Source organism: Siccibacter colletis (genome assembly GCF_025914095.1).
Classification (GTDB): domain Bacteria; phylum Pseudomonadota; class Gammaproteobacteria; order Enterobacterales; family Enterobacteriaceae; genus Siccibacter; species Siccibacter colletis.
Map to the genome: position 1 here is coordinate 3338468 of NZ_CP074352.1, position 12994 is coordinate 3351461.

Here is a 12994-nt window from a genome sequence, read left to right on the forward strand (position 1 = left end):
TGCTATTACAAACACATGGCTATCCAAACGACGTCCGAAAGGACCTCGTCTGACAGCTCGCTATTCGTTATTACGCTTCTTTAAGCGATGGCAGTTTGGCGACCATACGCAGCGAAACGGTCAGCCCTTCAAGCTGGAAATGCGGGCGCAGGAAGAACTTCGCCTGGTAGTAACCCGGATTGCCTTCCACATCCTCTACAACCACCTCTGCGGCTGCAAGTGGACGACGCGCTTTGGTTTCCAGCGTTGAATTCGCCGGGTCACCGTCCACATAGTTCATTACCCAGTCGTTGAGCCAGCGCTGCATCTCATCGCGCTCTTTAAAAGAGCCGATCTTGTCGCGTACGATGCACTTGAGGTAGTGCGCGAAACGTGAACAGGCGAACAGATAGGGTAGTCGTGCGGATAAGTTCGCATTCGCCGTTGCATCGGCATCGTAGTACTCAGTCGGTTTTTGCAGTGACTGCGCACCAATAAAGGCCGCGTAATCGGTATTTTTACGATGAATGAGCGGAATAAAGCCATTCTTGGCCAGCTCCGCCTCACGGCGATCGGAGATAGCGATTTCTGTCGGGCATTTCATATCCACCCCGCCGTCATCGGTCGGGAAAGTATGGGATGGCAACCCTTCAACAACGCCTCCGCTCTCTACCCCGCGGATCAGGGTGCACCAGCCATACTCTTTGAAAGAGCGGTTGATATTTGCTGCCATGGCATAGGCGGCGTTAGACCAGACGTATTTGTTATGGTCGGCGCCATCCGTGGTTTCTTCAAAATCAAAAGCATCGACCGGATTCGTACGCACGCCATACGGCAAACGCGCCAGGAAACGAGGCATGGCAAGCCCAATGTAGCGGGAATCTTCGGACTGACGCAGGGAGTTCCAGGCCGCATACTCCAGGTTTTGGGTAAAAATCTTGGTCAAATCGCGAGGATTAGAGAGTTCTTGCCAGGAGTCCATCTGCAGAACGCTGGGGGCAGCACCAGTGATAAAAGGAACGTGTGCGGACGCCGCGACTTTCGCAATAGATGACAACAGATCGACATCCGGTGCGGTGTGATCGAAGTAGTAATCGGCCACGAGGCAACCATAAGGCTCACCACCCAACTGACCATATTCCTCTTCGTAGACCTTTTTAAACAGCGGACTCTGATCCCATGCCACGCCTTTGTAGCGCTTCATATTGCGGCGCAGCTCGTTTTTGGAAATATCCATAAAACGCAGCTTAAGCTTTTCATCGGTCTCGGTATTGGTAACCAGATAATTAAGCCCGCGCCAGGCGCTTTCCAGCGACTGAAATTCACGATGATGCAGGATGAGGTTTATTTGCTCGGTTAATTTACGATCGATTTCCGCAATGATAGCAGCGATGCTCTTATAAGCATCTTCAGAGATCGTAACGGTATTTGCCAGAGCCTGTTCGGCAAGCGTTTTCACCGCCCCTTCAACGGCCGTTCTGGTTTCATCGGTCTTAACTTTGAACTCCCGGGAAAGCAGGGAGTGAAAGTCGTTATGTTCAGCTACAGCAAGCGCCGCTTGTTCTTTAATAGTTTGAGCAGTAGACATGGTTATTCTCTTCTTAATTATTCTTCATCTGAGGTATCAGCGGCTTGTTGAATAGCCTTCGGCGCAGATGCAAGCGTATTAAGCAGAGCTTTATCCTGAAGCAGTTTCATAACCAGTTCTTCTGCACCCGCTTTGCCGTCCATATAAGTTTGCAGGTTGGCAAGTTGGGTTCTCGCTTCCAGTAAACTTGCCAGCGCATCCACTTTGGTGGCGATAACGTCCGGGGAAAAATCATCCATGCTTTCGAACGTCATATCGACCATTAGCTGCCCTTCACCCGTCAATGTATTAGGCACGGCAAAGGCAGCGCGTGGTTTCATCGCTTTCATTCGTTCATCGAAATTGTCGATATCAATATCCAGGAACTTTCTGTCAGCTACGCTGGGAAGTGGCTCAAGGGGTTTACCAGACAGGTCAGCCATGACCCCCATAATAAAAGGCAGCTCGACCTTTTTTTCAGAGCCGTAGATTTCTACGTCGTACTCAATCTGGACGCGAGGTGCACGGTTTCGTGCAATAAACTTTTGCGAACTACGTTTATTAACAGCCATGATGGTCCTTTTCACTGTGTAATTTAAAAATTCACAGTATCGTCAGGAAGTTGAAGATACTGTGAACAAATATTCCTCTGAATAAATATTTCAGAGAGAAATACTAAAAGCCGCCATTAACGATACGTCAAATTAATACTTGCCAGAGAACTCACTAATCCAGGGGTAACGGCCGCAGCCCCCTTAGCGTAATACATTGCCTGATAGTCATGCGCAATATCGCCGCCAGCCGACGGAATAATATAATCCTGAGTGCTATTTCGATCGTTTACTATCATTTGCGCTCCCGCTGCATTACGTAAACGCACCTGGACATTGCTACTGTATTCAGCGCCTGTAGCATTAACAAGATTGCCGGTTGTACTGTCTGCATCAGTACTGGCAAACCATAACGAAATAGTTTTTGCTGTCGGACATCCTTTCAAAAGAATAGTAAACGTTACGCTGCCCGCTTCTGCGCCATCGGACTTCAGCGTAGCCGTGGAGAGTACCGGCAGCGCGACTTTTTCCGATGATGAGCCATTGTTGATCACAACGTCACAGGTATCCTCCAGATAGGTTCCTTTGAACAGCACCTCGACCTTACAATTTGTCCCCGAACAGGATTCAGCGCTGGCAACGGAGCATAACCCCACCGCACCCGCCAGCAGCAGGCAGCACGCCTGCACACTTTGCATTACTGGATACATGTCATCTCCCGCTGTTCAATAGTGCTGCTTTCAGCGCTCATCAACGAAGGGCGCGTACTACTATTCACTAAACGGCACCGTGTACGCCCGCCGTTCAGTACAGCAAACAGTGACTGTGATAGCGGGTCCCAGCCGCGAATGAATGCCATCCCCCCCTGGCCGATTACGCTTTGGGGAATGTTTTTATCATCAACCAGCGGCGTGCCGATGGGTAAAAACGCATGCTGCTCATTTCGCGCGATGATAATGACCGGTTTGCCGACCAGCGTTTCCATTTTTACGCCAATCGCTGACCCCATACGAGGCACAACGACTTTCTGGTTCTCCATCACGTCCACGTCAGACGGCAAACCCTTGGTATCTACCATTACCGTATTTTCACGATACGGCGTCAGAGATGGCATGATGGCGTACCCGTTACCGTCGATATGCGTTCCGTAACCATTCATGACGGCAGCCCCTTCGGCCCCTTCTGCGTGAATAATGGCAAAGGGGAAATCGCCCAGCTGTGAGCCGGCAGTAATTCCCCCGCGGTGCGCAACCAGACTGCCATTGGCGGAAAGTGATACCTGACGTGACGACGTATTATTTGCCGATGCGGTTATGCCGAACTGGCCAACCGGCGTACGGTAATTCATATTACCCGAAAGCGTCTCCTGCCCATCCGAGCCATGAATCCCGGACGCTGCCGTACCGATGCCATACGTTAATTCACTCTGCTCGCCCTGGCTTCCGTTCGCGTTGAGCTGGAACGTATCCCGCCCATCAGAATCATGACTGACGGTAGAATAAATAGAACTGAACAACGGTTGTGACGTTAGTGAATCACCAATCGGGATATTAAGCCCCAGCATGATGCTGTCGTCGTACTCGCCCTCACCGTCGTCACTACGCATGGCCGTTAACGACCAGGAAAAATAACGCTGCGCTTTATTGAAGGTGACGGAATACTGTTTGCCAGTCTCTCGCGAATCCCAGTAGTCATACAGGCTGGCTGATAATGCCAGCGAGCTGTTTGCCCACAGTTGCTGGGATAAATTTGCGGTAAACCGTTGCTTAGTGCGATAGTCAACCGCGAGGTTATCTTCATCAAGATTATTCCCGTAACGCTCAAGGGTTGCGTCTCTGAAGGTATAAAACCCTTCTGAGGAGTAGCGATAAGCAGCCAATGTCATATTGGTATCTGTTTGGTTCAGATATTTTGTATAACCCACACTGATGCTATTACCTGACGCAGTTTTACCCGTGCTTAATTCACTCTCCGCATGGGTGATATCAAATGAAACACCCCCAAATGGAGTGTTAATGGCATTACCCACCGCAGCCGATTTATAATGTTCTGCGATTTGCATACCGGCATAGACGGTATAATTATTCCCGATACCGTAGTGATACACGCCCTGTAGTATCTTTGCTTTTTCACGCACCGTATCGTCGTGCAACTCGCCGACAGACACACTGAAGCGGGATATGCCTTCATGTAACAGCATCGGTGGTGCTGAAAAAGGAATAGTCTGTACGCGCTGCCTGCCATCGGCCTCGGTAATGGTCATTTCCATGTCGCCGCCATACCCCATGGCACCGACATCATCCAGCCTAAAGGGGCCCGGCGGGACGACAGTTTCATACACTTTTTGGCCGTGCTGAGTAACCGTCACCCGTGCGTTCGTTTCTGCTGTGCCTTGTAAAACAGGGACATAATTACGTAGCCCCTCAGGCAGCATGCGATCGTCAGACTGCAGCTGAGCCCCACGAAGACCATAGCTGTCAAAGAGTTCGCCGGGCGTGTTGGTATCACCGATCGTGAGACGGCTACGCATAGCAGTTATATCTCGTTCGGCATAACCCAGCAGGCTTTGTGTACGTCTGTCGTCGCCTTTAATCCAGCTACTATTGATGCGTTTACGTAAACGCCACTCACCTGCATTGAATCCCATCAGTAAACCTATATTACCGCTGTAATTCTCCTTTTGAGCGTCTGAGCTGGCGTTATAGATATTAGCGTTATAGTCAATAAACCCGGCGGTTTCCCCGGACTCCCACCGCTTTGGGTCGATATAGCCGCGAGGAACCGCAACCATATTGGCCTGAGGTATAATAATATTAAGTTCCAGATCGCCGTCGTTATAAACTACCCTGGCGTCAGAAATAAGCGAATCCAGACGAGCACACGGCTCGTTCTGCGCGTTTTCTTTATTTTTCTGGCCTTTTTGAGTCAGCGTGATACCCAGCGCTGTAAGATCATCTTTAGAGAAGCACGCAATACCGCTTTGGCTGTCTCCTTCAGTAACAAAATTAATATCATGTTTGCCTCTATTATCGCCATTAACAATAGTAGTGACGGTATGAACTCCTGGCGTTACCAGATTGCCCTTTTCATATTGGCTAACATCAATGCCTGAGCCATGAACAAACCCTGCATTATATTCCACATCCGCTGGTGACTGGCCATTGTCTCTATATTCCGGAGATACTGCCCAGCCCCGCTGAATTAATAAAAAAGAATAAAAAACTGTACATGCAAAGCGCCTGGATGGACGTTTCGGAAAAAATAGCAGGTGATTATAATTTATTATTTCTTTATCAGTTTTATTGAAGCGATTCAATTTTCGTTTCCTTCCTGACAATACCGCTGCAAGTACGATGCAGAAAGCGACAACTTCCTTATGCCGCCAGTGTTAATCAGCGCATGACTATTTATTATTCGCGCTAAGCTTCAGGGTATTTGACGATGCGCTTTTTAGTTCTCGAACCATTGCCGCCCCGTAATCATTTATGATCCTGAAAGTCGCATCGCTGACCGGGCTGCCAACTGGCATAGCGGGTTTCGCATAAAACTCTTTGGTTTCGAGAGGGGCAAGCATATCAAGATCGATCTTCCATATCTTGCCATTTGCTTTAAATTCACCGCCGTCAAAATTCATATAATATGCGGTAGGATTACTCACTTTTACGCCGCGACCGTACTGTGGATTATCGATAAGTTGCCAGGCAACATTATCCAACTTCCCTACGCCACTGTATCCCAATGATGAGGGGCGATATATTATTTTTATACGTGTACGGAATGCCAGTTCGAGCCGATTTTTATTTTCCGAGTTAATGGCCTGGACAGGAGGTATTTCTAGCATATTGAACCAGTAGAGCGATTCACGATCCTGTGGAAGCGGCATGCCATTATAAATAACACGGACCGTCTGGCCTTTACCCGGTTCAACACGATAAATCGGCGGCGTGACTATGAATGGTACCTTCATATTATTCACATCGCCTGTGGATTTCCCATCATCAACCCATACTTGCACCAGCGGCGGATGATCACCTTTATTGTTCGTTCTGACGCTAACTTCTTTCTGCCCGCCGGGAAAAATGATACGCGTACCGCTGATTGTCATCGCAGCAGACACTGAAAATGATAACATTACTGATAATACTGCTACAGCAATTTTGCTAGTCGACATAAACAGCGCCTTAATTAACATGTGTTAAATACACACCAGTTAAATATACGAACTACGTTATGAATGTATGCCCCGCTATTATTTAGCGGGGCATGATCCTTATGGATACGCCAGGGTATAAGTAACCTGTGCTTTCACATCGCCTGCAGTAGTTTGTGCAGTGGCATAGTAACCACCCAGATATTCCATTGTTGCAGCCTGAGTCGTACTATCAACCGGGAACGGTTTACCTGTTGAACCGATACGGATTTGAGTTGAATCGGTATTGTACAGACGAACCTGAACCTTCGTCGCAGAGTTATCTGGATCGTCAACTTCTAACTGGTTGATCAGGTTACCAGTGGATGCATCGTACTCGCTGTTTAATACTTCAAAATGGGCGGCTACCTGAGTGATGGCCGCCGGGCAATCTTTCACTTTAATCTGAAAAGATTTTGAACCCGCTTCAACCCCTGCAGCATTCAGTGTTTTTGTAGAAAGAGTCGGCAACTGAACGATGATATCTTTAAAACCATCCTCGATAACGCAGGTTTCATCAATGAGTTTACCATTGAAGGTGACAGTACCCTGCCCAACGACATCTGCTGCGTTGACGCTTACAGAAGCAAGAGATAAAGCGATGGCGCACACAGCAACTTTCATTTTTGACATAACATCTATTCCTTAGAATGTCGTATAGTTTATATCAGTAAATCTTACCGATTTACTGTTTTCCCAAAGTGCTAGTTAATCACTGCTAATTTTGCGACTCCCCTTAAACTAAGCGTAATCGCAAATTCTTTTTTGCATCCAGCCCAACATTTAATTTTTTATCAGAAAGTGATTCATTTTTCTTAAGAATAAAAGCACCTAATTGCGGCATGATGTTTTTTTCAATATAGCGCACGAGTGTTCTTACGCCGGTTTCAGCAACAGGAGCATGTTCAATGATATGTAATACGATGTTCTCTGAATACTCAAAGGTCACTTTATAATGATCGTAGAGCCGCTTACCTAATCGATTTAAATGCAGCGCGACGATACTTTTCAATGAGGTCCTATCCAACGGCTTATAGGGAATAACACTCACTCTTCCCATAAATGCCGCAGGGAAAACTGTCATAAGTTCAGCCTGTAAGGCCTCGTTTATCTTTGCCTCATCCGGTATGACATTTTCATCACTCCAGGCACTACTCAGGAGCTCACTTCCCGTATTACTGGTTAACAGGATGATGGTGTTTTTAAAATCTATATAACGCCCTTCACCATCCTCCATCCAGCCTTTATCAAAGACTTGATAAAATAACTCATGTACATCAGGATGCGCTTTTTCAATCTCATCAAGAAGCACGACGCTATAAGGTTTGCGACGTACGGCTTCGGTCAAAACGCCTCCTTCACCATAACCCACATAGCCCGGCGGCGAGCCTTTTAAAGAAGAGACCGTATGCGCTTCCTGATATTCACTCATATTAATGGTGATAAGATTTTGCTCACCACCGTACAGACTTTCTGCAATAGCCAGAGCGGTTTCTGTTTTACCTATGCCTGAAGGACCGACCAACATAAATACGCCGATTGGCTTTTGTGGATCCCCCAGACCTGCGCGCGCCACCATAATGCTTTCGCCTATCTGGCTCAGCGCATGATTTTGTCCGATAACGCGAGCCGCCAGACGCTGCGGGAGTTCCATCACTGCACGAACGTCATCTTTAAGCATCTGTCCAACCGGAATTCCGGTCCAGTCCGCCACAATACCTGCTATGACGTCAGCATTAACCTCAGCCTGCACCAGCGTTTGCTCTCCCCGTAAAGATAAAAGCTCCGCCTCGACTCGAGAGAGATCCTCTTTTAAACCTGTAACAGATTTATGATTCTCAGCTTCATTATGAATCGCTTCGTAGAGCGTATTACGCGTTGTGATGAGTTGCTGCACTAATACATTTTCTTGCTGCCAACGGCTCTCAAGCGCCTCAGCTTCGCACTGGTAATCAGCAAGCTGCTGTCGAAGCAACGTGCTGCGTGACACATTTTCCTTCCCAAATTGCTGTGCTTTTTCCAGCAAAGACAGCTCGTTCTGGATAGTTTCCATTCGGAACTTCATATCTTGTAAGGCTGCCGGTAGCGCATGTTGCGCCGCTGATACACGCGCACAAGCTGTGTCGAGAAGGCTAATTGCTTTATCAGGCAACTGACGCGCCGGTATATAACGGTGTGATAAACGCACCGCCGCCTGAAGGGCTTCATCCATAATCCAGACGCCATGATGACGTTCAAGCACAGGGACAAGACCGCGTAACATGGCGGCGGCAGTCTCTTCAACAGGCTCGTCGACCTGAAGAACCTGGAAGCGGCGCGTCAGAGCCGGATCTTTTTCGATATGCCGTTTAAACTCGCTCCAGGTTGTGGCGCCAATCGTCCGCAACTGACCGCGCGCCAGCATGGGTTTCAAAAGATTAGCCGCATCACCAGTACCGCTTGCTCCGCCAGCGCCGATCAAGGTATGCACCTCATCAATAAACAGTACAATCGGATCTTTAGACGAACAGGCTTCTTCAAGTACCGATTTCAGGCGCGCCTCAAATTCGCCTTTCATACTGGCCCCGGCAGCCAGAGCGACAATGTCCAGTGCCAGCAAACGTACCTGAGCAAGGGCTGGAGGCACATTGCCCGCAATAATGGCCAGCGCAAGCCCTTCAACTACAGCAGTTTTACCCACCCCCGCTTCGCCAGTTAATAACGGATTGTTTTGACGACGGCGCAGCAAAATATCGATCATGGTGCTAATTTCGCGATCGCGCCCCAGAACCGGATCGATTTTTCCTTCCCGCGCCATCGCTGTCAGATCGGTTGAATAGTTTGCCAGGTTTCCACTCTGGTGGACTGAGATCGCCTTAATTGACTCACCTGGGGCGAGGCCATTTTCCTGCGCGGTCTCGAAAACTTCAGGTGATGAAGCTGTTATAGATGAAAATTCGCGGTCGAGCGTATCAAGCGTAATGCGGTCTAACGATGGTGCGATGGAAAGCATTGCGCGACGCAATTCCGGATTCTCAAGTATCGCAAGAATAAGCTGTCCGCTACGGATACGTGACTCTTCGCACTGAAGACTTGCATAAATCCATGCGCGTTCTATTACCTGTTCAATTTGCCAGGAGAAATCGACGATTTCATTTGCGCCGCCGGGCAGGCGTGTAAGCGCCCCAACCAGTTCTCGCTCAAGTGTGTTGCTATCAATATGAAACCAGGAAATGATAAGTTTAAAGTCGTTATTTTGTTCCTGATTCCATAACTGATTAAACCAATGGACGAGCTCAACATAGGGATTTCCTTTGAGTTTACACAGCGCAGTAGCACTCTCAATACTTCTGAAGAGCGTGGTATTAAGCTTACCAAACAAATTTTTCCTTGTAATAGCCATGCGCGTTACCTGAGCGTCCTTTTCAAAATGAGAAATCAATCAAAAAATCTATTTCAGCTATAAGCGTTCAGGGTGAAGAGTAGCGACAAACAAACTGAAACAAAAGCCTAATCATTTACCCCAGCAAATATTAAGAATAATGATCGATGATATTTCCGTTAATCCACAAAAGAGAGCACCGGAAGGCATTGAAAGGAAAAGAAAATAACTAAAATCAGGACGTACAATTAGTTTGATAATTTGAAAATGCTAAACATGGATGAGATAGTAGCCAGTAATAAGTGGGATAACGCCATTCTCAAAGATCATCTTTCAGTTGGTATAACACAACAAAATATAATTACAAAATATATATCAATTTGATTTAAGCAGGCTCATAAGGTAGTAACATGAATCAGACCTTCCTGGATTATTACAATAAAGAACTCACATTTATGCGCGAAATGGCAGGTGAGTTCGCTGAAAAACACCCTAAGATCGCGGGGCGTTTGGGCATGCATGGTATTGAAGTCGCCGATCCGTATGTAGAGCGGCTGATTGAAGCGTTTTGCTTCATGTCTGCACGTACTCAGTTAAAACTGGATGCTGAGTTTCCGCACTTCACGCAACGCCTGCTTGATGTAATTTATCCTGGATATAATTCCCCTACACCTTCAATAGGCGTAATCAAGCTTCATCCGGACGTAAAGCAAGGGGACCTCACGCAAGGGTATAATGTTCGTAAAGGCAGCGCATTCTGGTCCCGAATCTCGCCTGGCGAAGCAACACGCTGCGAGTTTCGCACGGGTCAGGACGTGACGTTATGGCCGTTGGAAATTATTGATGCACGCCTGACTTCATCTCCACCGGATATTCCGGCAATGGAACCGTGGCGAATTAAACAAAGCACACTGAAAGGCGCATTACGTATCAGGCTCAAAGTGCCGGGAGATTTAGTGTTTGCTCAGTTAGCAGACTTTGACCGGTTGCCAGTCTATATACATGGCGATGAACGCATCGTTTCGCATATATTTGAGCTAATACACGCGCACACGATCGCAATGATAATTCGTTCAGGTAAAGAGGGCTCGTCGCAGGATGTCGTCATCAATAAAACGCCATTGATGTTCGAAGGCGTGGACCCTTCACAAAGCCTGCTGCCGGTATCATGGAATATTTTCCATGGACATAATCTAGTTCATGAATACTTTGCCTGCCGTCAGCGCTTCTATTTTTTCACCCTTACTCAACTCAAGAAGGGATTAAGTAAAAATAACAGTAATGAAGCTGAAGTGATTATACTACTTGATCATCTCACGCCGGAACTTGTTGGGCACGTTGATGCTTCTCGCTTTTCCCTATTTTGTACGCCAGCAATTAATCTTTTTCCCAGACGCCTTGATAAAATTGAAATCAATCGGGCGCTGAATGAATTCCATGTGGTTCCCGACCGTAGCAGGCCTCTTGATTACGAAGTCTATTCTATTGAAAAAGTAAGAGGCCAACAGGCCGAAAGCAGCGAAGAAATTGTCTTCAACCCGCTTTTCCAAACGCGCCAGGAAGATAATGGGAATTATGGGCGTTATTTTTCGCTCACCCGTAAACCCCGCGTTAAGGATAAAAATCAGCGAAAATACCAGACCCGGACGCCTTACACAGGCACCGAAGTTTTTATCTCACTGGTGGATCAACTGGAAGCACCCTACAGCGATCATATTCGTTACCTTTCAGTAGATGCGATGGTTTCCAATCGGGATTTACCCCAGCTGATTGCCCATAGCAGCGGCGTGGATCTGACGACGTCGGATGCTGCGCCTCTGTCAGGCGCAACCTTCATTTGTTTGCCGGGTGCGCCTCGCGCGCCGTTTGCCGCTGGCGAAGCAGCGTGGCGGCTAATACGACAACTCAATTTCAACTATCAACCTCTGTCGCATATTGAACATAAACCCGGCGGCGAGGCGCTACGGAGTATGTTGCGCTTATTTGTTGATACCGCCGATCAAGATTCCAATCGGCAAATCAGCGGGCTGGTAGGGTGTAAAACAGCACCAGTTGTGCGTCGCCTGCCGGGGGACGGTTTATTGATCTATGGTCGCGGCATTCGCTGTGAGCTCACAGTTGACGAAGAGTGCTTCTCTGGCATAAGTCCTTATTTGTTTGGACTCATTATGGAAAATTATATTGCCAGGCATGCCTCAATCAACGTTTTCACCGAGATGGAACTGCGCTCTATGCAGCGCGGGATTATTGGCACATGGCAAGCACGCCCGGGAAGGCGAGGGGCAGCTTAATGAAAGGGCGAGTTTTTCCGTATGACATCTCATCTGGTGAGATGCCCCCGTGGTGCTTCAAGAGCGAACCCTGGCGTACAGGTTTTATCAGCATGATGCGTATGATTGCTGCCAGAACGCCAACGTTCCCACCGCCGGGGAGAGCAAGCTTACCGGAGCAAGAATGTTTCCGAATCGGTCAGCAGGCGCATATGGTATTTCCTCCCCGCGAGGTGGCTCAGTTAAGCCTCGAACAGGACAAAATTAATATCATGCTGTTCGGCCTGGGTGTGTGGGGCCCTCAGGGTGCGATGCCGCTTCATATGACAGAGCAGGCTTATACTCGCTCAGAGCTTCACGATCAGACGCTGATTGATTTTCTTAATATTTTTCATCATCGCTCCTTATCGCATTTATACAGAGCATGGTTTGTAGCGCAGGATACCGCATCGCTTGACCGGCTGGATGATGAACGCTTTTCGCGTTACGTAGCGAATCTTGTCGGGCTGAATCCTGAGGAGTACAGCACCAGCCCCTTACCTGGTCACGCTCGCCTGGCTTCGTCGGCCCATCTGGTAAGGGAGTCGCGTAACCCTGAAGGGCTATCTGGTGCACTTCATTACTACTTTGGTATTCCGGTCATCATTGAGGAGTTTTCACCACAGTGGATATTCCTTGATGCAGTCGATCAATCGGAACTCGGAAACAACGAAACCTCACTGACGCTGGGTGAGACGGCGATTCTTGGTAATACCGTTAAGGATAAACAACATAAATTCAGGCTCATTTTGGGGCCGTTAACCCTGAAGCAGTACATGCGTTTTAGTGTATGGGGACAAGATCTTCCCGTACTTCGTGAATGGGTAAGAAACTTTGTCGGATTTGAATATGCCTGGGACGTAAAACTCATTCTGGCTTCCGACGAAGTGCCAGAAGCAACGCTAAACGGTTCACATCAGTTGGGATATGCCACCTGGCTTGCCAGAGATACATCTGACGAACCCGTATCTGGTATGAGTTTCGAACCGGAACTCAGCCTGTAGCAATGCCCTATCAGCAGGCCCAATGGAATCGGCG

General features: G+C 48.0%; 9 protein-coding genes. 2 read left to right on the forward strand and 7 right to left on the reverse strand.

Annotated elements, in window-relative coordinates; genetic code table 11:
- Nucleotides 1–70: 70 nt before the first annotated feature.
- The 7 genes from tssC to tssH all read right to left on the reverse strand — a co-directional run bounded on the left by tssC (nucleotide 71) and on the right by tssH (nucleotide 9668).
- Nucleotides 71–1567: a type VI secretion system contractile sheath large subunit gene (tssC, locus tag KFZ77_RS16020; RefSeq protein ID WP_031519762.1), complete on the reverse strand. Its 1497-nt coding sequence runs from the start codon at nucleotides 1565–1567 to the stop codon at nucleotides 71–73.
- Nucleotides 1568–1584: 17 nt separating this feature from the next.
- Nucleotides 1585–2118, reverse strand: a complete 534-nt coding sequence (tssB, locus tag KFZ77_RS16025; RefSeq protein WP_031519760.1) for a type VI secretion system contractile sheath small subunit — start codon at nucleotides 2116–2118, stop codon at nucleotides 1585–1587.
- Nucleotides 2119–2234: 116 nt separating this feature from the next.
- A complete protein-coding gene (locus KFZ77_RS16030) occupies nucleotides 2235–2807 on the reverse strand; it encodes a fimbrial protein (protein WP_031519758.1) in 573 nt (190 codons plus the stop codon).
- Complete coding sequence (locus tag KFZ77_RS16035; RefSeq protein ID WP_264384767.1) at nucleotides 2795–5413, reverse strand: fimbria/pilus outer membrane usher protein; 2619 nt, start codon at nucleotides 5411–5413, stop codon at nucleotides 2795–2797. The genes KFZ77_RS16030 and KFZ77_RS16035 overlap by 13 nt, the downstream gene beginning before the upstream one ends.
- Nucleotides 5414–5500: 87 nt before the next feature.
- Nucleotides 5501–6268: a fimbrial biogenesis chaperone gene (locus KFZ77_RS16040; protein ID WP_264384768.1), complete on the reverse strand. Its 768-nt coding sequence runs from the start codon at nucleotides 6266–6268 to the stop codon at nucleotides 5501–5503.
- A 99-nt stretch (nucleotides 6269–6367) separates the two neighbouring features.
- Nucleotides 6368–6919 (reverse strand): fimbrial protein, encoded by a 552-nt coding sequence (locus KFZ77_RS16045; RefSeq protein ID WP_264384769.1) that lies wholly within the window; start codon nucleotides 6917–6919, stop codon nucleotides 6368–6370.
- Between the two features lie 103 nt (nucleotides 6920–7022).
- The gene (tssH, locus tag KFZ77_RS16050) at nucleotides 7023–9668 is read right to left on the reverse strand and encodes a type VI secretion system ATPase TssH (RefSeq protein ID WP_264384770.1); all 2646 of its coding nucleotides are present in this window, start codon (nucleotides 9666–9668) and stop codon (nucleotides 7023–7025) included.
- A gap of 389 nt (nucleotides 9669–10057) precedes the next feature.
- Between tssH and tssF the strand changes: the two genes are divergently transcribed.
- Nucleotides 10058–11938, forward strand: coding sequence for a type VI secretion system baseplate subunit TssF (gene tssF / locus KFZ77_RS16055; RefSeq protein WP_031519749.1), 1881 nt, complete (start codon nucleotides 10058–10060; stop codon nucleotides 11936–11938).
- On the forward strand, nucleotides 11938–12960 hold the full coding sequence (gene tssG, locus KFZ77_RS16060; protein ID WP_406678786.1) for a type VI secretion system baseplate subunit TssG: 1023 nt from the start codon (nucleotides 11938–11940) through the stop codon (nucleotides 12958–12960). Before tssF ends, tssG begins: the two co-directional genes overlap by 1 nt.
- Nucleotides 12961–12994: the final 34 nt, after the last annotated feature.